Below are 20,160 nucleotides of genomic sequence, written 5' to 3' on the forward strand. Positions count from 1 at the left end.
AGACACTCAGCACGCCGACACGAAGATGAAAGGGAAAGAGAAATAGGTTCAGGAAAGCACGGCCATCATGGTGGCCACCAACGCAGTGACGGGCCACTGGGGCCCGTCACTGTCATTGCCATCTCACGGCCATTGCTGGCCGTCTCACGGATCAGTGAGCGGTGGCTTCACCCGCCTGTTGCGCTTCACGCTGCTTGCGCTGAGCGTACATGGCTTCGAAGTTGACCGGTGCCAGCATCAGCGGAGGGAAGCTGCCACGATTGACCAGATTGTCGACGGCTTCACGCGCGTACGGGAACAGCACGTTCGGGCAGAAGGCCCCCAGGGTGTGATCCAGCTGCTCGGCGGACAGACCGGCGATGCGGAACAGACCGGCCTGCTCGACCTCGGCCAGGAAGGCGGTGGTCTGATCTTCACCGTTGGAGACCTGGGCGGTGACCTTGATGGACACCTCGAAGAGCTCTTCACCGACCTGCTGGTGCTCGGTATCCAGTTCCAGGCTGACCTTCGGCTGGAACGGCTGGGAGAAGACCGCCGGAGAATTCGGCGCTTCGAAGGACACGTCCTTCACATAGATGCGCTGCAGGGCGAACTGGAGCTGATCCTGAGCCTGTTCGGCACCCTGTGCCGCCTGTGCGTTCTGTTCTTCAGCCATGAGACATATCCTTGAATGTACGGAGAATTATTGTTGGGCCATCGGCCTGCTTCCCGCAGGTCGCTCAGCGAGTCACGACCGGCAGACTGTCGGCTTCCCACTGACCCATGCCACCCTTGAGCTTGACCGCCTGCTTGAAGCCGGCCTTCTCCAGGCGCGCCACCAGCGGTCCAGCGGTCTGACCATGCTTGCAGACGATGATCACCGGACGGTCCTTGTACTTGTCCAGCGGCGTGGTCGCGCTGGCAAGCTGACTGCTGGGAACATTGACGGCACCGGCGATGTGGCCGGCCTTGTATTCCTTGCTGTCGCGGATGTCGATGAAGACACCCTCTTCGCGATTGACCAGTCGCGTGGCCTCGCTGACGCTGACCCCGTGGTTGCCACGCATGGTTTCCATGACGATGAGGGCGACCAGCAGGGCGACGAAGGCGCCCACCAGCAAGGGATGATTCTGCGCGAACTGAAGCAGCTGTTCGATCATGAGACGGGCTAACTCCGCTGTGACGTGCATGCCGGTACGTACGCGGCAAAGGAAATAGACCGCTACCCGAGGTAACGGAGCCAGCATTATACATGACAGCCCCTGTCATGAATGCCCGCGACATGGCATCAAAAAGGCGTAACGCCGCCCTGCCCTCGCCTGCGCCACGGGGACGCACTGAACTTGCCCGCGATAGGGGAATCCAATCTTGCCGATACGCTTCCAGCACTTGCACTCGGCACCTTACCGCCTCTCTAATAGAGGTCAGAATGAGCAGGTAGTTTTATCACTACATCTTGCCTCACCCGTGCAGCAAGCGGTGAACGCACCGGATGAGGAAGACGGCAGAGGATGCCCGCAGGACATGACAGGCACGTGATCGCCTGACAGCCACCCTGCGCGATTGCCCCTGCCGTCCTGCTCCAGAGGATTCATTCGTCATCACAGCGAGGAAGTCATGGCAGCTCAAGCACAAGGTCCGCGTCCCGTCGCCCTCATCATTCTCGATGGCTACGGCCACAGCGAGGAAGAGAAGGACAACGCCATTCTTGCCGCCAACACGCCGGTCATGGATCGCCTGCGCCAGCAGTATCCCAGCGATCTGATCCATACCGACGGTGGCCATGTCGGCCTGCCGGATGGCCAGATGGGCAATTCCGAGGTCGGGCACATGAACCTGGGGGCCGGGCGCATCGTCTACCAGGACTTCACCCGCATCACCAAGGCCGTGCGCGAGAATGCCCTCAAGGACAACACCGTCCTGACCGCGCCTCTCGATGCCGCCATCGCGGCTGGCCGTGCCGTGCACCTGATCGGCCTGCTGTCTCCCGGGGGCGTGCACTCCCATGAAGACCACATCCTCGCCATGGCCGATCTGGCCGCCGAGCGGGGCGCCAAGCGCATCTACCTCCACGCGATTCTCGATGGCCGCGACACCGCGCCCAAGAGCGCCGAGGCATCCATCGCGCGTGCCGATGAACACCTGGCAGGTCTCGGACTCGAGGAAGGCCGTGTCGCCACCCTCGTCGGTCGCTACTTCGCGATGGACCGTGACAACCGCTGGGACCGTGTCGAACAGGCATATCGCGTGATCGCCGAAGGGCAGGGCCTCCACGAAGCCGCCAGCGGCGTGGAAGGACTTGCCGCCGCCTACGAGCGTGACGAGACCGACGAATTCGTCAGCGCCACGCGTATCGGCGACGCCGTCCCCATGCAGGAAGGCGATGCTGCCCTGTTCCTGAACTTCCGTGCCGACCGTGCCCGCGAGCTGACCCGCGCCTTCGTCGAGCCGGACTTCTCCGGCTTCGAGCGCACGCCGCCCAAGCTGGCCCATGACGGTCTGGTGATGCTGACCCAGTACGCCGCCGACATTCCGGCGCCGGCTGCCTTCCCGCCCTCCGACCTGCCCAATACCCTGGGGGAAGTGGTCTCCAATCGCGGCCTCACTCAGCTGCGTATCGCCGAGACGGAGAAGTACGCCCACGTGACCTTCTTCTTCTCCGGCGGCCGCGAAGACGAATTCGACGGCGAGACCCGCATCCTCGTGCCTTCACCGCAGGACGTGAAGACCTACGACGAGAAGCCGGAGATGAGCGCCGGGGAGGTTACCGACAAGCTGGTCGAGGCCATCGAATCCGGCCGTTATGATCTGATCGTCTGCAATTACGCCAATGGTGACATGGTCGGACACACCGGCAAGTTCGATGCGGCCGTCAAGGCGATCGAATATCTGGATGGCTGCGTCGGCCGCGTGGTCGAGGCGCTGGAGAAGGTCGGTGGCGAATGCCTGATCACCGCGGACCACGGCAATGCCGAGCAGATGGTGCACCCGGAGACCGGCAACCCGCAGACGGCACACACCACCTTTGAAGTGCCGCTGATCTACGTCACCCAGCGTGACGTCAAGCTGGCCTCCGAGGGACGCCTGTGTGACCTCGCCCCGACCCTGCTGACCATGATGGGGCAGGCGGTCCCCGAGGAAATGGACGGCAACGTGCTGGTCGATTATGCCGGTGCCTGATAGCCCCTTGCAGGGCGCGCCGAGTGGCGTGCCCGGCGCCTCCCCCGGTCCGGATGCCTGTCTGGTATCCGGACCGGGCAGGCGCTACCGATTCTTCAAACGCCGGAGCCCTGTCTCCGGCGTTGTGCTGTCTGCCTGCCTGCTGCTCATGACTCCGCTGCTGGCCCCCCCCTCGGCACTGGCCGCGGACAGCAGCGCGACCCTGACCCAGAAGAAGCAAGCCTCCGAAGCCGACCTCAAGCGTCTCAAACACGAGATACAGGCGATGCAGGGCGAGCTGAAGGCCACTGCCGCGCGGCGCAGCGATACGCGCAATGGCCTGGAGAAGATCGAGCGCCAGCTCAACGAGACTCGCCAGCAGACCGGCAGACTCGAGGATGAGCGCGACGACATCACGCAGCAACTGACCAGGCTCACGCGCCAGCGTGAGACCCTCATCCAGCAGCAGACGGCGCAGAAGGCTGCCGTGGCCGAGGAGATGGCCGCCCTGTATCGGCTGGGTCGCCAACCCGAATTGAAGCTGCTGCTCAATCAGGATGATCCGGCGCGTCTCGAACGCCTGCAGGTCTATCTGAATCACTTGAGCGATTCGCGCCGGCAGGCGCTTGAGCGCCTCGCCAGACTGGATGCCTCACTGGCCAGTACCCGCGCCAGTCTGCTGGCACGCCAGACACGACTGGAGGAGGTGCAGCAAGGCCTCAAGCAGCAAGCCAGCAAACTGATGGCCCAGCAGAATGAGCGCGCCGCTCTGCTGCGCACCCTGGATGCCCGCTATGCCAGCCATGAGGCGAAGATCGCCGAGCTGGATCAGGACCGCGCCCATGCCAACCAGATGATCCAGACGCTCGAGAAGCGCCTCAAGGCCATCAAGAGTGCCCCGCCTCCCAGGACACGCATCACGCGTGCGATGGGCAAGATGGACTGGCCGGCCCCCGGGCGGGTCATCTCGGCCTACGGCGGGGGAGAAGGCGTCAATCGTGATGGCGTGCTGATCCAGGCGTCCCAGGGCACGCCTGTGACGGCGCCGCATGCCGGTCGTGTCGTCTTCGCGGACTGGATGCGCGGCTACGGCAACCTGTTGATCATCGACCACGGCGACAACGTGCTGACGCTCTACGCACATCTGGCAAGCTTCAGCGTCGGCCCCGGTGACAGCCTGTCACGCGGCCAGCAGCTGGGGAGTGTCGGCAGCAGTGGTGGCCGTGACGGTGCCGCGCTTTATTTCGAAGTACGCCGCGCCGGCAAGCCCGTCAATCCGCAACGCTGGCTGTCGAGCCGCTGAGCCAGTCAGCCATGGCGCAACATGGCGACAGGCTAGGCGGCAGGTACCCGGGCGGGATATGCTCGCAGTCATCCGTGACTGCGAGCGTCGGGGTCGCCTCTTCCCCTCTGGCTGAACTGCCAGGCGCTTCGGCATCAGTCGAGCCAGTCTCCGTCGAGAAGGAAATCGCATGTCCGCATCGTCGTCATTCCGTCCTGCCCCGCGTCGCCTGCGTCAGCTGGCGGTCAGCGTGCCGCTGAGCCTTGTTCTGCTGGGCGGCGGAGTGCCGGCCCATGCTGAAGATGCGCGGCAGGGAGCCACGTCTGCCTCCTCCAGCGAATCGGCCAATGGCCTGCCGCTGGAGGAACTGCGCACCTTTGCCGAAGTCTTCGAGCGCATCAAGCGCACCTATGTGGATGAAGTGGATGACCGCACGCTGCTCAAGAATGCCATGCGTGGCATGCTGGCAGGGCTGGATCCGCACTCGGCGTATCTGGATCAGGATGACTGGCAGGACCTGCGCGAGAACACCGATGGGGAATTCGGCGGTATCGGCATCGAGGTCGGCATGGAGGAGGATGGCCAGCTGACCATCATCGCCCCCATCGACGACACCCCGGCCTCACGTGCCGGCCTCCAACCACGTGACGTGATCCTCAAGATCGACGACACGCCGATGGAGGGTCTGTCGATGACGGAATCCGTCAAGCTGATGCGTGGCGAGGAAGGATCGACCATTCGCCTGCTGGTGCTCTCGGAAGGCGCCGACATGCCCCGCGAGGTCGTGCTCGAGCGGGCCATCATCAAGAGCAGCAGTGTCAGTCAGCGCCTGCTGGAGCCGGGATATGGCTACCTGCGCGTCAGCCAGTTCCAGAGCGCGACGGGCGATGAGGCGAAACGCGCCCTTACGGAGCTGCGCGAGGAAAGCGGCGATGTCGCGCTGAAGGGTCTGGTGCTGGATCTGCGCAACAACCCCGGGGGGCTGCTGTCAGCGGCCGTCGAGATAAGCGACCTCTTCCTCACGAGCGGCCGCATCGTCTATACCGAGGGGCGCCTGCCGGACAGCGAGCTGTCCTTCTCGGCCAGAGCCGAGACACCGGCCGGTGATACGCCGCTGGTGGTATTGATCAACGGCGGGACAGCCTCCGCCGCGGAAATCGTCTCAGGTGCCCTGCAGGACCAGCGCCGCGCCATCATCATGGGCACCGAGAGCTTCGGCAAGGGCTCGGTACAGAACGTGATGCCACTGGGCAACGGCGACGGCCTCAAGTTGACCACGGCACTCTACTTCACGCCCAACGGGCGCTCGATCCAGGCAGAGGGCATCCGCCCGGATGTCGAGGTGGTGCGCGGACGACTGGAGCGCGACACGCGGCGTGATTTCAGCGTACGCGAGGCGGATCTCGACGGACGTCTCGACAATGCCAATGGCGACTCATCGACGCCTTCCAGCAAGGCACCAGACAGCCCGGTGGTCGCCGAAAGTGATTACCAGCTGGGGGAAGCACTCAACCTGCTCAAGGGCATGAACGTGCTGGGTCGCAGCGCCGCTCTCAAGGCCACGCTTCCCGCCACCTCGGAGCAATAGTCTCTCTTTCGCCGTAAACGACACGACCCCGCCAACTGGCGGGGTCGTGTCGTCTTTCGCGCGCCAATCGGCAGGTCTGCCATCTCCCGCCTGGCCTGTCGTCGTGCTAACTGTCACGTCAGAGGTGAGCGCTCACTGTCACCGTGGTCGGCAGCTCTCCGGCAACTCCCCACGCTCCCCCATCGCCTGGCGCATCAGCAGGCGCTTGAGCTCGACGCTGCCATCCACCCAGCCAAGTCCCAGGTTACGCACCAGGCGTACCCCTGGCTTTCGGCTGCCGAACAGCAGGCGGAAGCCATCCATCATCTTCAGCATCACGGCATTGTCGCTGCGCCGGCGTCGACGATAGCGCTTCAACCAGCGCTCATCGCCCAGTGCCACGCCGCGGCGGTGCCCGGCCAGCAGCTCTTCCGCCAGCACGGCGACATCCATCAGGCCAAGATTGACCCCCTGCCCCGCCAGCGGGTGAATGGCATGCGCGGCATCCCCCACCAGCGCCAGCCCCGGCAGCACATACTCCTGCGCATGGCGTTGATGCAACGGGAAGCTGAAGCGTTCGGCACTGTATTCCACCGTGCCGAGCTTTCCCTCGAAGGCTGCTTCGAGCTCATGACAGAAGTCCGTCTCGGGCAATGCCAGCAGGCGCTCGGCTTCCTGCGGAGTGGTGGACCAGACGATGGAGCAATGGCGCTGGGCGCCGGATGCCTCGCCCTCGGGATGTGCCAGGGCGGAATTGACCGCCAGCGGCAGGAAGGCCAGCGGCCCGGTGGGCAGAAAGCGCTGGCGGGCGACGCCCTGATGCGAATGCGCCGTGCGCACCGTGGTGACCAACGCCACCTGGCCGGTATCGTGCTCACGGGTCTCGATGCCCGCCAGCTCGCGCAGACGGGAACGCGCCCCGTCAGCCGCCACCACCAGCCCCGCCGCGACGCTGCTACCGTCGCTCAGTGTCAGGCTTGCTGCCTCGGCCCCCTCAAGTTGGTAAGCACTTACCACTGAAGCTGACCCCGTCCTGGGCAATCCCAGGCCGCTGACCCGGACACCATAACGGCGCGTGATCGAGGGACACCGGGAAATCGCTTGCTCAAGCGCGGCCTGAGTGACCCGATTCTCGACGATGTGCCCAAGCTCCGACACGCCGCTTTGCTCGGCACTGAAGCCTATCTCGCCATTGCCTTCGGCATCCCAGACCTGCATGCCGGTATAGGGCATCAGACGACTCTGTGCGATGTCCTTCCAGACCCCCAGGCCGCTGAGCAATTGACGCGAAACCGGCGTCAGCGCACTGACACGCGGCTCCGGTGCCAGCGCCGGCTGCCAGTCGACGATGCCCTCGCGACCCTCGATCAGAAGGACGCGCAGGCCGCCCTGCCCCAACAGCAGCGCCAGCGTGGCGCCGACGATACCGGCGCCCACGATGGCGACATCCACCTCATGCGGTGCATCCAATCTCCGATGCTCGTTCATGCCTGCTCCCTTGTATGACGCCTGTCGCGCGTCGCTCTCCTGGCGAGAGTCTCGTGAATCCGGCGGCGATTTGGTCACTCATCGACACCACCCTGTGGCGCAATCCTGAGGTGCAATACACGACATCGCTTGGCCCGTTGGCAAGTACTCGCTACGCCTAGCGCTCAATGCCCATCGAGCGCCTTGCCAGCAGGCGCTTGAGCGGTGACACCAGATTCAGGCCGATCAGCCCTGCCGCCCGAGCATGCCCCAGCCAACGACTCTCGACGCCGAACAGGCGGATCAAGCCATCACTGAACAGCACGACATTGTCGCGGTCCGCACCGCGCCGCGACTCGAAATCACTCAGCACGCTGACATCGCCAGCGGCATCACCACGTGCCTGTCCCGCCGCGATGGCGGCCACCAGATCCGTCACGCCACGCAGCGCCAGATTGAAGCCCTGCCCTGCCACCGGATGCAGCGAGTGAGCGGCATTGCCGAGCACCGCAAGTCCGGGACGTGTCCCCTCGCTGGCACGTATCAACGACAAGGGATAGGCATGGCGCTGCCCGACCCGCCGGAAACGGCCGGCCCGCTCGCCGAAGGCAGCCTGAAGCGCCTTGAGAAACTCGGGCTCCGGCATGTCCATCAGCGCAGCCGTCTCGCCGGGAGAACGTGTCCAGATCAACTCCATTCGACGGCCACCCAGCGGCAGCAGCGCCATCGGTCCTTCGCTGGTGAAACGCTCATAGGCCACCCCCGCGTGGGGCTGGCTCATCTCGACGGTGGCGATCAGCGCCTGTTGTTCGTAGGCATGCGTCTCGCTATGGATGCCGAGACGCTCCTTGAGCCCCGAGCGCCCGCCATCTGCCAATACGGTCAGTCCCGCCTCGATCAGGCGACCATCCTCCAGCAACAGGCGGTGCCCCTGCGCGCTGACGCTGATCTGTGCCACGCGTGCCGGGCAGTACCAGGTCAGCGGCAGTTCCGCCAGACGCCGATGGAGCACGCGCCCCATCCAGGCATTGGGGATCACATGCCCCAGCGCGGGAACCCCCAGTTCCTCGGCCCGCATGCGTGTGGCCCCGAGATGGCCGCGCTCGCTGACATGGATGGTACGAATCGGCGTGGCGTGCTCACGCATCGCCTCCCACAGCCCGAAGGCGATGAAGCGCTGGCGTGAACCGGCAGCGATGGCACTGGCTCGCGCATCGAAACTGGGCTGGAAACGCCCGGTATCCTCCGCGGGAGGCAAGGGATTGGCCTCGACCACCGCCACGCGCAGCCCATCCTCCTGCTGCCCGTTCATCAAGGGTGCAAGGGCACAGGCCAGGCTCGCGCCCACCAGGCCACCACCGATGATGACGACATCGAATCGCTCCGGCGCAGACGTTACCGGGGATGCTGCCGCTGGCTCACTCATGATGTCAGGCTCCTTCGCGCATCAGTGCCTCGATGGCCTCGACGGATTTGGGAACCGTGGCGCTCAGCACTTCGTGCCCGTCCGCGGTGACCACCACATCGTCCTCGATGCGAATCCCGATCCCCCGATACTCGGCTGGAATGTCACTGGCGTCCGGCACATAAAGCCCCGGCTCGACCGTCAGCACCATGCCGGGCAGCAACGGACGCGGCTCACCGTTCTCGCGGTAACTGCCGACATCGTGCACATCCAGTCCCAGCCAGTGCGAGGTGGAGTGCAGATAGAAGCGGCGATAGGCCTCATCGGCGATCAACGCCTCCACTTCACCTTGCAGCAGGCCCAGTTCGACGAGGCCGGCGGTCAGGTCATGCACCACCTGTTGGTGAATGCCCACCAACGTCGCTCCCGGCACCACGGCGGCCACTGCACGTTCCTGGGCCTTGAGCACGATCTCGTAGAGACGCTTCTGGGGCTCGCTGAAGTGGCCATTGACGGGGAAGGTACGGGTGATGTCGCCGGCATAGAGTGCGTACTCCGCGCCAGCATCGATCAGCACCAGCTCGCCATCGATCAGCGGAGCACGGTTCTCGATGTAATGGAGCACGCAGGCGTTCACGCCACCACCGACGATGCTGGTATACGCGGGTGCCGGGGCGCCCTGCCACTGGAATTCATGCTCGATCTCGGCCTGCAGATGATACTCGTGCAGCCCGGGGCGGCTGGCCCGCATGGCACGGATGTGGGCGCGAGCGGAAATCTCCGCCGCGTGACGCATCAGCGCCAGCTCACGCTCATCCTTGATCAGGCGCTGCTCATGCAACAGCGGGGCGAGGTCTTCAAAGGCGACCGGCGGGCGGGCACCACGACGCACGGCCGCGGCCAGCTCCTCGCGCAGCGATTGCGCCAGCGCCAGAGCCTCGCCGTCCTCGAACAGCACGAAGAGACGCCCACGGCCATCCAGCAGACCGGCCATGACATCCTCACGCTGATCATTGGTGAAAGCCTGGTCGAACCCCGCCTGCGTCACGGCCCCTTCGGCACCGATGCGGATACCGGTCCAGGCTTCCGCCAGCGGATCCTTTTCCTGACAGAACAGTACGCTCTCGCCTTCCGCGCGCCCCGGCAACAGCAACAATGCCGCTTCCGGTTCCGGCCAGCCGGTCAGGTAATGAAAGTCACTGTTCTGACGGAAGGTGAACTCACTGTCACGGTTGCGCTGCGCCAGGCCGGACGACAACACCAGTACCGCGGCATCACGAGGCAGCTGCGTCATCAGACGCTGGCGACGCGCCGAGAAGTCATCAGCAGTCAGCGCCGCCGGCGCAGGCAGGATTTCAGGGACGATCATGGCGTTCTCCGTCGGGGTCCGTGTCGGGCAGGCATGTCATGGCCTGCCCGACACGAATCAGAATGTGGCGGGAAAGGACGAGGCTCCCGAAGGGACAATCCTTCCCGAAATGGGGTCGGCCGCCGGGTATTGCGAGCGGCAATCTGCCTCACTCAGTGAGTGTCGTTGCGCGAGCTGACCCCGAGACTGCCTTCAAGTCCGCCTTCCGGCAACTGATCGTCACTGGGCTTCTCGACGTCCGGGTTGCCCGGGTGCTGCTCGGTATACAGCAGCAGGGCCGCCATGCGCACGTGGTCGGCCAGCGCGAACAGATCCGCCTCGTCCTCGGCATTGTCGTCATCCAGGTCCTCGGCGTTGGCCAGACCGCTCGAGATGGCCTCGACATCGCTCAGCGCATCACGCAACGCCTGGCTCCAGCCCTTGCGCACCTCGCCATCGACGCCTGCCAGCTCTTCCTGGAAGCCCAGCGTCCACTCACGCAGGCTCTGGCCACGCTCGGCCAGGGAGAACATGTCGTCCGGCAACAGCGGCTCGAAGCTCATCTCGCTGGCCGCCAGGCGCTCCTGGTTGCGCGTGCGCCAGCTGAGGAACACCTCGCCCGCTTCACGGGTGGCCGGTTGTTCCACTCCCAATGCGGCACAGACGCGGCTCAACCAGTCTTCCGCGCTGATGTCATCCATCGCCAGGGCAGCGACCAGCTGTCCATCAAGGAAGGAAGGGTTGTTCAGGCTGCCGTGAACCAGGAACTGGTCCGCGACGAGAGAGAAGTCGAAGATATCGTTGATGATGGCCATGGTGCGGGTCCATTGAGTCGGTGAGAAAGGCATCGGCAATCGACGATTACCGCTCGAACCCTGAGCGCCATGCTGGGTGACAGCCGCACTGCGCAGCGCGTTGACCCTCCAGAAGCGGCTCTCTATAGTGGCTCGAGAATGCCCCCATCTTACCGCACTGGCCCTCCTTCTGGCTTGCCGTCCTCACTGCGAGGTGACGCCCAGTCAAGGACGCCGCCGTCAATCAGGACGACGCCGGACATGGCCCGAGAGGACTGACATGAGCGACTCCACGACTCCCCGCAATACCACCGAGATCAGCCTGCTCGGCCGCAGCTATACCGTCAGCTGCCAACCCGGCGAGGAAGATGGCTTGACCCGTGCGGCGGCCTACCTGGATCTCGCCATGCAAGGCATCCAGCAACGTGGCAATACCATCAGTGCCGACAAGGTCGCCCTGATGGCCGCGCTCAACATCTCTCACGAACTGATCAACAGCCGCGACAGCGAACGCGCCATGCAGCAGGATTTCGAGACACGCCTCACGGCGCTGGATCGTCAGCTGGATGCGGCCCTCAAGCAGGTACCAGCCGAGTCTGTCCAACGTGCGAAGGCGCGTGCTGACGAAGCAAAAAACGCTTGAGAATCAAACAACTGATAAATTTCAGCAACAGTCTGTTCCCGACAGGATTAAGCCTTGGGCCGGCAGACGGGGTTTGGTAGACTGAAGGAGTTCTCTGGGGTGTACGACAGTTGCCGATGTCCCTCGAGCTTATAAGCTATTCCCAGGGAGTCCACTGCGCAGTGCTGTGTGCATGTCCGTGCGTCGGAAAGCCTGATGCGCTGCGCGGGACTACCCACCTTGAACCGCTGGGTTCAAGGGCCCCCGGTAACACCGGCACCTTGGAGAACCCTGTCTGACGGAGAATGTCAGGCATGCTCAAACCCCCTGCGGCTCGCGCCGCCCTCGCGAATCACTATTCGCCTCCCTCGCTTTCACGTGATGTCACGCTCTGGCCATTGTCCAGCGAGCTTGATCACCCCACTGCGGATCGCCGCGCCCTGAGACGCTTGCTACGCCAACGGCGACGCCAGTTGACGGCCCCCGAGCGCCGTAATGCCGAGCAGGCCCTGTTGCGACGACTGAAGCGTCTGCCGGAACTGCTGCGTGCCCGGGACATCGCCCTGTACCTGCCCAATGATGGCGAGATCGACGCCACCCGTCTGTGCCGATGGCTGCAACGTCGGGGAGCACGCGTCTATCTACCGGTCCTGCGACCCTTCGCGGTCAACTCACTCTGGTTCGTCCGCTACGACGACCATACCCCACTGGTGAGCAATCGCTTCGGCATCGCCGAACCTGACACGCGCTTCGGAGCCCACAAGGGCCGACGCCTGCCGGCCTGGGCATTGGATATCGTGCTGATGCCGCTGGTGGGGTTCGATGAGGCTGGCGCACGGATCGGCATGGGGGGCGGTTTCTATGACCGCAGCTTCGCCTTCACCCGTCGCGCCGGGCCAAGACCGAGGTTGATCGGCCTCGCCCATCACTGTCAGAAGGTGCCGGCCTTGCCGGTACAAGCCTGGGACATACCGCTGGATGCCATCGTCAGTGATCGCGAGATCGTGCGCCCAGGCCGCAGGCATGGGAACGCATCGTCATGATGCTCACGCAGGGGCAGTCACGCACGGGCGGTCAACGGCGCCAGCATGTCGCGGGCGTGCTCGGACTTGAGGGGGAGCAGACGTGCCTGGAGATCAAGGAGAAGCGCGGGAGGGAAAGGGGGGCAGGGGGGCAGAAAGGCAGAGCGCGAGAACGACTCTCCCTCTGAAAACGCCACTGCCGCCCGAAGGCGGCAGTGCACGATTCAGGAACCCATGACGGTCTGGGCGTAGCCGGTGGCGACGACACCAATCCCGAAAATGAATACCAGGGCCATGACCAGATCGGGCTTGCGTTTCATGAGAGCGGGCTTCTTCTTATATCGTCAGTGGCTTTCGCGTGACGGTTGTCGATGACTGTCTTCCTGACAGTGCCCACGATGATAGGCATCTGACCTGCGTATGACAATCACCATGCAGCCGTATGAATGAACGTTTTTCCACGCTTGCATTTCGCGCTGCAGGCGAGGGCTGGCAAGGCCTGGAGGGAAAACAACGTTCGATATCTCTGACGCCCCACCTGAGTACAAGTCATCAGTCATGCCATTCACCATCATGACGAGAAAAGCCCCTGCTCTCAGACGAGAACAGGGGCTTTTTCATACTGCCAATCATGAATGCCATCCGCCTGATGCCCACTTGATTCAGAGCGACCTCATCCAGGCAGGCGAGGCATGGCCGACATCATGACAGGAAAAGGCGATAGGCCGGATTGTCGCTTTCCTTCCAGAAGCGATAGCCGATCTCCGCGAAATACTTCTCGACCTCGGCGCGATCCCCATTGGGCACCTGCATGCCGATCAGGACTCGCCCATGGGACGCGCCGTGATTGCGATAGTGGAACAGCGAGATGTTCCAGTCCGCAGGCAGATGGGTCAGGAAGTTCATCAGGGCACCAGGACGTTCCGGGAACTCGAAGCGATAGACCTCCTCCTCGAGGTCGCTGCTGGTGCGCCCCCCGACCAGATGACGCGTGTGCAGCTTGGCCAGCTCGTTGTCGGTGAGATCCTCCACCGCGTAGCCCGCCTCACGCAGCTTCTCGACCACCGCTGCGCGGTCTACCCCGCCCGGCTTGACCTGGACACCGACGAAGACGTGCGCCTCCTCCGGATTGGCATAGCGGTAGTTGAACTCGGTGACCATGCGCTTGCCGATCACCTTGCAGAACTGCTTGTAGGCCCCGGGGCGCTCCGGCAAGGTGACCGCCAGAATGGCTTCCCGCTGCTCGCCGAGCTCGGTGCGCTCGGCGATATGCTGCAGGCGATCGAAGTTGGTATTGGCCCCGGAGTTGATGCAGACCAGCGTCTGTCCTTCCGCGCCAGTCTGCTGGATGTACTTCTTGAGGCCCGCCAGCGACAGAGCGCCGCTGGTCTCTGACACGGCGCGCGTGTCCTCGAAGATATCCTTGACTGCCGCGCACATCTCATCGGTATTGACAGTGATCACTTCATCGACGGTATGGCGGATGATCTCGAACGGCGCCTCGCCGATCTGCGCCACGGCCACCCCCTCGGCGAACACGCCGACCTGGTCCAGCACCACACGCTCGCCGGCCTCCATGGCCGCCTTGAGGCAGGCCGCATCCTCAGCCTCGACACCGATGACACGAATGTCCGGGCGCAGATACTTCACGTAGGCCGCGACACCGGCAATCAGGCCACCGCCGCCCACCGGCACGAAGATCGCATCGATCTTGCCCGGGTGCTGACGCAGGATCTCCATGCCCACCGTCCCCTGCCCGGCGATCACGTCCGGGTCATCGAAGGGCGGAATGAAGGTGTAGCCATGCTCTTGCATCAATGCCTGGGCATGTGCGAGCGCCTCGGGAAAGGCATCGCCCTTGAGCACCACGCGTGCGCCGCGTTCACGCACCGCCTGCACCTTGATCTCCGGCGTGATGCGCGGCATGACGATGACGGCCTTCACGCCCATCAGCTTGGCTGCCATCGCCAGCCCCTGGGCATGGTTGCCCGCCGAGGCGGCAATCACGCCACAGGCCTTCTGCTCATCGCTCAGCTGCGCCATCTTGTTGTAGGCGCCGCGAATCTTGAAGGAGTAGACGGGCTGCAGGTCTTCCCGCTTGATGAAGATCTGGTTGCTGAAACGACGTGACAGCATCGGGGCTGACGAGAGCGGGGTTTCATGGGCGGCTTCATAGACACGAGCCGACAGGATTTTCTTGACGTAGTGTTCGAGCATTATAGGAATGTCCTGATGTGTCGCAGCGCGGGCCGCATGGGTGCGACCGAACCCCCATTGTTATCAGACCGCCGGCGAGAGCGTCCAGCGCCATCGCGACGTTTGCCGTTATAATGTGGCGTTTTCTCGCGTTGCGTCGCCCGACTCGCTTCCTGTCTGCGCATCTGGTTGCCGTGCAGCAGCATGAGGCACAGACACGTCGGGATACGCGCCAGGCACCCTTGCCGACGCGATGACCGCCACTCTCCACCCCTGCCCCACCGACCCGAGGTATGACATGACCCAGGATGAGCTGAAGCAAGCCGTGGCCCGCGCTGCCCTTGATGAGATCCGCCCGCTGCTGAACCGCGACACCATCATCGGCGTCGGCACCGGCTCCACCGCCAACCTGTTCATCGATGCTCTGGCGGAGGTTCGCCACGACTTTGCCGGCGCCGTCGCCAGCTCCGAAGCCACTGCCCAGCGCCTCAAGGGCCACGGCATCGACGTCTACGAGCTCAACCATGTGGGCACCGTGCCGGTGTACGTGGATGGTGCCGACGAGATCGATCCGCGTCTGGCGATGATCAAGGGCGGTGGTGCGGCGCTGACCCGCGAGAAGATCGTCGCAGCCTGCGCTGAGCGTTTCGTGTGCATCGCCGATGGCTCGAAGCAGGTCGACATCCTCGGTGGCTTCCCGCTGCCGGTGGAAGTCATTCCGATGGCACGTTCCTACGTCGCGCGCGAACTGGTCAAGCTGGGCGCGGACCCGGTCTATCGTGAAGGCGTTCTGACGGACAACGGCAACCGCATCCTCGATTGCTACAACTTCCTGATCGAAGACCCGATCGCCATGGAAGCCCGCATCAATGCCATCGTCGGCGTCGTCACCAATGGTCTGTTCGCCGCCCGTGGCGCCGATGTACTGCTGGTCGGTCGCGAGACAGGTGTCGAGCGCATCACTGCCTGAGGAGGCTCGCCTGATGACATGGAAGATCACGCGCCACCTTGGCACCCAAGGCCTGTCGCTTCTGGCCGCTGCCCTGCTCAGCCCGGTGCTGATGGCAGACAGCCTGCCGATCAGCTCTCCGACGACCATCACGCTGGATAGTGGCGTCAAGGTGCTGCTCAAGCCGGACCATAGCTGGGAGTATCTGCTGGAAGTCTCCGACGAGCAGAGCCCACGCTCGACGCTCGGCAGCGCGACGATACCCACCTCGTCCGCCCTGCCGGTGGTACCCGCGAATACGCCTGCCGCTGGCGATGCAGGGCAACCAGTGCCGGCCCGCGCCAACGTCTCTGCCCCGGCTCCGGCCCAGGCACGCCTCAATGCCAGCGCACTGGCCAATCCGACGCTGCTGAGCGAGGGACATCGTGATGGGGTCGTCGCACGACTGACCGCCGTGGACATCGACGATGGCGACGCCGTGCTGCGCTTCGAGATCCAGAACACCGCCGGGCAGAACGTCATCGCCACCCGGGCAAGACTGCGTCTTTATGGCGACGATGGCCGTCTGCTGGCGACGCGCGAGGCGCCGCTGTGGGTCGGCGAGTATCGGCTGCCCGAGACCTACCTGCGCCCCGGCCAGACCCGTGAGGGACGCAGCGTGCGCATCGCCCTGCCGGACGGCAGCTGGTCCCGCCAGCTGGTGCGCGTGGAAGTCAGCGAGGTCGAGTTCCGCTGATCACCATATGTCAGCTTCCAGGTGTCAGACGCCAGAGCAGCCAGACGAAAAACGGGAAGCCCTGAAGGGCTTCCCGTTTCTGTTTGCGCGCCGGTCGCTCATCGAGAGCGAAGCGGTGATCAGAACTTGTAGTTGATGCTGAAGTAGTTGCCGAAGCCGGTGGTGTCCTGACGCACGCCGGTGGCGGTGGAGCCATCAGTGAAGAACGCCATGTTGTTGTAGTACTTCAGGCCGTAACCCACCGCGAAACGCTGGGTGTGGTAGTAGATGCCGTTGAACCACTCCATGCTGTTGATGCTGCGACCGTCCTGGCTGCCCACTTCATCGGCATCGAACTTGTAGTCCAGATAGCCCTGATAGGCGATGAAGCTACCGTCCTCGAAGTTGACGAACGGCTTGAACCAGTTGGTGGACGCCATGTAGCCGTCCCACTTGCTCTCGTCTTCACCGCCGTAGTTCTCACGCACGTAGCGGGCGTAGAGGTTGAAGCCCATCTTGCCGAACCATGGCACCTGCACATCGCTGCCCAGACCGACATAGTGCTCCCACAGACCGCCGAATGCGCCGTTGTCACCGATGTTGGTGACGGTGGCGATGTAAAGCTCGTCCACCGGGCCGAAGGACAGGTCGTGACCGGTCATGGCGTCCAGCGAGAAGCGCGGGGCCAGCTTGGCGAAGAAGTTGTCGCCGCCATTGAGGTCATCCGAGCTGTCATCGAAGATGTCGAAGAAATCGACATAGCCGTAGAGATCGACGATGCCCGAACGGCCACCGAATTCCATTTCCAGATAGGTATCTTCACTGTTGCGAAACGGCAGACGGTTGTCCTCGCTGCGCATCAGATTGAAGGTCAGCCACTTGTAGTCATTGGCGTGGATGTCGCCATTGAAATCGGTGGCCTGGGCTGGCGCGGCAGCCGTCAGGAGGGTAGTGGCGGCCAGTGCACTGGCCGCGACGGTCTTGAGCATAGTCATCGCGAAATGATCCTGTCTTGAGTAATCAACTGTTCTGAATTGTTGTGGTTATTGCCCGTCATGAACGACGTCTGCCATCAGCGTCGCCCCATGCCGCCCGCTTCGTCGTCGGGCTGCGCCGGATTTGCAAAGGGCGCGATGTTAGCACTTCCTCGCAAAAACGATAGGGAGACGTTTGGCGGATTTCCCTGTCACCAACGGCCGGTTTGTGAACATTTACACACCGAAGGCGACACCTCTTCGAATCGCCCATCCACTGTGAGATGGGCGACATCCCGATCAGGCTGCCAGCGCCAGGAAGAAGCCGGCGATCGCCGCCGACATCAAATTAGAAAGCGTACCGGCCAGTACCGCCTTGAGACCCAGACTGGCGATCTCATGCCGGCGCGTCGGGGCCAGGCTGCCCAACCCGCCGAGCAGAATGGCGATGGACGACAGGTTGGCGAAGCCGCACAGCGCGAAGGACAGCACGGCCATGGTGTAGGGCGTCATCACCGCACCCGTGGCAGCCACGAGACTGTCGCCACTCAGGTAGGGCGCCAGATTGATGTAGGCGACGAACTCGTTCACCACCAGCTTCTGACCGATGAAGGACCCCGCCAGCGTCGCCTCGCTCCATGGCACGCCCAGCAGGAAGGCCAACGGCGCGAAGAGCCAGCCGAGAATCATGTCGAGACTCAGGGTGTCCATGCCGAACCAGCCGCCGACACCACCGAGAATGCCGTTGATCAGCCCGATCAAGGCGATGAAGGCCAGCAGCATCGCGCCGACATTGGCGGCCAGTTTCAGGCCGGAAGACGCACCGGATGCCGCAGCGTCCAGCACGTTGGACGGTGCGTCGTCATCCTTGAGCGAGGCATCCGCCACGGCGATCGAGTCATCCGGCTTGTCAGTCTCCGGGAACAGAAGCTTGGCGAACAGCAAGCCGCCGGGCGCTGCCATGAAGGACGCCGCCACCAGATACTCCATCGGGATGCCCAGCGCCGCGTAGCCACCCAGTACGGAGCCGGCGACGGATGCCAGACCACCACACATCACGGCGAACAGCTCGGAACGCGTCATGCTGGCCAGATAGGGCTTGACCACCAGCGGTGCCTCCGTCTGTCCGACGAAGATGTTGGCGGTCGCGGAGAGGGATTCCGTGCGCGACGTTCCCAGCACGCGCTGCAGGCCGCCCCCCAGCAGGCGAATCACCCACTGCATGATGCCGAGGTAGTAGAGCACCGCGATCAGCGACGAGAAGAAGATGATGATCGGCAGCACCTTGATGGCGAAGATGAAGCCGACACCGCTGCCCGGATTGGCCAGACTGCCGAACAGGAAGCTGATGCCTTGATCGGCATAATTGACGACCTGACTGACGGCGCCTGAGACACCGGCCAGCACACCCTGGCCGAAGGAGGTGTAGAGCACGAAGGCACCGATGGCCAACTGGATGGCAAAGGCACCCCCGACGGTGCGCAGGCGGATGGCGCGTCGATTCGATGACAACGCCACGGCGATGAGGATGAGCGATGCCATCCCGACCAGACTCATGAGGGGATTCATTGGGAAGGTCCTGATGTGTTCTTGTGCTTGTTATGGAATGCGCTTGTGCGCGATGTCGCCGCGATTCTCAACGGGACACGGTGTTATGATTTTTTCTCAGCATGTTAAAAGAGTCACAATCTGACCAAGGAGTCAATGCAAACGCTTGAGCGATTCGGGCCTTGCTTTCCTGCAACGCCCGCGCGGATCTCTCACGCGAGAAAAGTTATCCCTGCCAGTCAGTGAGTTATCATCACACCATGACCCGAGGGCATGTTGGCTTCTCCAACGCTTTCTCACCGCCATCGGCAAAAAAGGACCCTGCCGCATGAACAACCAAAGCGCTGCACGCCTTGACCGCTTGCAGGCCATCCTGCGCGAGGGCAGCCCACTGCAGCTCAGCGACGCCGCGCAGCTCTGCGGCGTGTCCGAGATGACGATTCGTCGTGATGTCACTCACAGCAACGGGCTGTTGGAGATACTGGGGGGACGCCTGCTGCTGGCGGAATCTTCCGCCAGCAGCGTCTATCGTCTCGACCGCGAGATCGATGCCAGCGCTCCTATCAAGCAAGCGTTGTGCCAGCGACTGGCCAGTCACATCGAGGACGGCGATACCCTGTACGTGGATTGCGGGACGACCCTGGTCCACCTGGCCGCGGCACTGGACCGTCAGATGACACTGACCCTGGTGACCTGCGCCCTGAATGTCGCCAACGCCGTCGGCCACCTGCCCGGCGTGCGACTGGTCATGCTGGGCGGGCTGTTTCATCCGGCCACCCAGTCCTTTACCGCCACCGACATGCCGGAAGCCATTCGCCGTCTGGGCATCAACAAGGCATTTCTCTCGGCCGGTGGCGTGCACGCCGAGCGCGGCGTCAGCTGCTTCCACTTTCATGAGGTGGCGGCCAAGCAGGCCGCGCTGGAAAGCGCCATGCAGCGCTTCCTGATCATCGATGCCCGCAAGTTCGAGATGGTACGCCCGGCCTTCATCGCGCCACTGGAAAGCTTCGATGTGGTGATCAGCAATGCCAGCGCCGCAGCGCGCGATTGCCTGGAGGGTCTGGATGCCGACATGGGCGTGACGGCGCAGCTCATCGAGTGCTGAGACAGGGCCTGCGCTTCGGTGAGTGAGC

General features: G+C 63.6%; 16 protein-coding genes, 1 other RNA gene and 1 pseudogene. 9 read left to right on the forward strand and 9 right to left on the reverse strand.

Going from position 1 to position 20,160, the window contains the following annotated elements; genetic code table 11:
• Window positions 1-151: 151 nt before the first annotated feature.
• Together secB and PJK54_RS09920 are read right to left on the reverse strand one after the other, a co-directional pair.
• Window positions 152-655: a protein-export chaperone SecB gene (gene secB, locus PJK54_RS09915; protein WP_077379671.1), complete on the reverse strand. Its 504-nt coding sequence runs from the start codon at window positions 653-655 to the stop codon at window positions 152-154.
• A gap of 64 nt (window positions 656-719) precedes the next feature.
• Window positions 720-1,139, reverse strand: a complete 420-nt coding sequence (locus PJK54_RS09920) for a rhodanese-like domain-containing protein (protein WP_077379673.1) — start codon at window positions 1,137-1,139, stop codon at window positions 720-722.
• Between the two features lie 457 nt (window positions 1,140-1,596).
• Between PJK54_RS09920 and gpmI the strand changes: the two genes are divergently transcribed.
• From gpmI to PJK54_RS09935, 3 genes are all read left to right on the forward strand, one after another.
• Complete coding sequence (gene gpmI, locus PJK54_RS09925; RefSeq protein ID WP_077379675.1) at window positions 1,597-3,159, forward strand: 2,3-bisphosphoglycerate-independent phosphoglycerate mutase; 1,563 nt, start codon at window positions 1,597-1,599, stop codon at window positions 3,157-3,159.
• Window positions 3,152-4,441, forward strand: coding sequence for a murein hydrolase activator EnvC family protein (locus PJK54_RS09930; RefSeq protein WP_176503525.1), 1,290 nt, complete (start codon window positions 3,152-3,154; stop codon window positions 4,439-4,441). Before gpmI ends, PJK54_RS09930 begins: the two co-directional genes overlap by 8 nt.
• Before the next feature lie 169 nt (window positions 4,442-4,610).
• Window positions 4,611-6,008, forward strand: a complete 1,398-nt coding sequence (locus tag PJK54_RS09935; protein ID WP_271302736.1) for a S41 family peptidase — start codon at window positions 4,611-4,613, stop codon at window positions 6,006-6,008.
• Window positions 6,009-6,146: 138 nt separating this feature from the next.
• On the opposite strand, the gene PJK54_RS09940 is transcribed toward PJK54_RS09935, so the two are convergent.
• From PJK54_RS09940 to PJK54_RS09955, 4 genes are all read right to left on the reverse strand, one after another.
• Entirely contained in the window at window positions 6,147-7,475 is a 1,329-nt protein-coding gene (locus tag PJK54_RS09940) for a UbiH/UbiF/VisC/COQ6 family ubiquinone biosynthesis hydroxylase (RefSeq protein WP_271302737.1), read from the reverse strand.
• 157 nt (window positions 7,476-7,632) lie between these two features.
• Window positions 7,633-8,880 carry a 2-octaprenyl-6-methoxyphenyl hydroxylase gene (gene ubiH / locus PJK54_RS09945; RefSeq protein WP_271302738.1) on the reverse strand — a complete coding sequence of 416 codons (1,248 nt, stop codon included), beginning with the start codon at window positions 8,878-8,880 and terminating at the stop codon, window positions 7,633-7,635.
• A gap of 4 nt (window positions 8,881-8,884) precedes the next feature.
• The gene (gene pepP, locus PJK54_RS09950; protein WP_442870676.1) at window positions 8,885-10,228 is read right to left on the reverse strand and encodes a Xaa-Pro aminopeptidase; all 1,344 of its coding nucleotides are present in this window, start codon (window positions 10,226-10,228) and stop codon (window positions 8,885-8,887) included.
• 152 nt (window positions 10,229-10,380) lie between these two features.
• Window positions 10,381-11,022 (reverse strand): UPF0149 family protein, encoded by a 642-nt coding sequence (locus tag PJK54_RS09955; RefSeq protein ID WP_271302739.1) that lies wholly within the window; start codon window positions 11,020-11,022, stop codon window positions 10,381-10,383.
• 259 nt (window positions 11,023-11,281) lie between these two features.
• On the opposite strand from PJK54_RS09955, the gene PJK54_RS09960 reads away from it, so the two are divergent.
• From PJK54_RS09960 to PJK54_RS09970, 3 genes are all read left to right on the forward strand, one after another.
• The gene (locus PJK54_RS09960; protein ID WP_077379686.1) at window positions 11,282-11,644 is read left to right on the forward strand and encodes a cell division protein ZapA; all 363 of its coding nucleotides are present in this window, start codon (window positions 11,282-11,284) and stop codon (window positions 11,642-11,644) included.
• Between the two features lie 88 nt (window positions 11,645-11,732).
• Window positions 11,733-11,915: non-coding RNA, 6S RNA (gene ssrS, locus PJK54_RS09965), on the forward strand.
• A 22-nt stretch (window positions 11,916-11,937) separates the two neighbouring features.
• Window positions 11,938-12,666 carry a 5-formyltetrahydrofolate cyclo-ligase gene (locus PJK54_RS09970; RefSeq protein ID WP_136939481.1) on the forward strand — a complete coding sequence of 243 codons (729 nt, stop codon included), beginning with the start codon at window positions 11,938-11,940 and terminating at the stop codon, window positions 12,664-12,666.
• Between the two features lie 681 nt (window positions 12,667-13,347).
• On the opposite strand, the pseudogene ilvA reads toward PJK54_RS09970, so the two are convergent.
• Window positions 13,348-14,883 (reverse strand): annotated as a pseudogene (ilvA, locus tag PJK54_RS09975) (threonine ammonia-lyase, biosynthetic); the annotation flags it as partial.
• A 256-nt stretch (window positions 14,884-15,139) separates the two neighbouring features.
• On the opposite strand from ilvA, the gene rpiA reads away from it, so the two are divergent.
• Window positions 15,140-15,811, forward strand: coding sequence for a ribose-5-phosphate isomerase RpiA (gene rpiA / locus PJK54_RS09980; protein WP_271302740.1), 672 nt, complete (start codon window positions 15,140-15,142; stop codon window positions 15,809-15,811).
• Window positions 15,812-15,824: 13 nt separating this feature from the next.
• Window positions 15,825-16,526, forward strand: coding sequence for a DUF3157 family protein (locus PJK54_RS09985; RefSeq protein WP_271302741.1), 702 nt, complete (start codon window positions 15,825-15,827; stop codon window positions 16,524-16,526).
• Between the two features lie 119 nt (window positions 16,527-16,645).
• Here PJK54_RS09985 and PJK54_RS09990 read toward each other — a convergent pair whose 3' ends face one another.
• A complete protein-coding gene (locus PJK54_RS09990) occupies window positions 16,646-17,500 on the reverse strand; it encodes an outer membrane protein OmpK (protein ID WP_077379697.1) in 855 nt (284 codons plus the stop codon).
• A 279-nt stretch (window positions 17,501-17,779) separates the two neighbouring features.
• Complete coding sequence (locus tag PJK54_RS09995; protein ID WP_077379699.1) at window positions 17,780-19,048, reverse strand: NupC/NupG family nucleoside CNT transporter; 1,269 nt, start codon at window positions 19,046-19,048, stop codon at window positions 17,780-17,782.
• A 307-nt stretch (window positions 19,049-19,355) separates the two neighbouring features.
• Here PJK54_RS09995 and PJK54_RS10000 point away from each other — a divergent pair, with 307 nt between their 5' ends.
• Window positions 19,356-20,132: a DeoR/GlpR family DNA-binding transcription regulator gene (locus PJK54_RS10000; protein WP_077379702.1), complete on the forward strand. Its 777-nt coding sequence runs from the start codon at window positions 19,356-19,358 to the stop codon at window positions 20,130-20,132.
• Window positions 20,133-20,160 lie beyond the last annotated feature (28 nt).

Origin of the sequence: Cobetia sp. MMG027 (assembly GCF_027947415.1) — a bacterium.
GTDB lineage: Bacteria > Pseudomonadota > Gammaproteobacteria > Pseudomonadales > Halomonadaceae > Cobetia > Cobetia marina.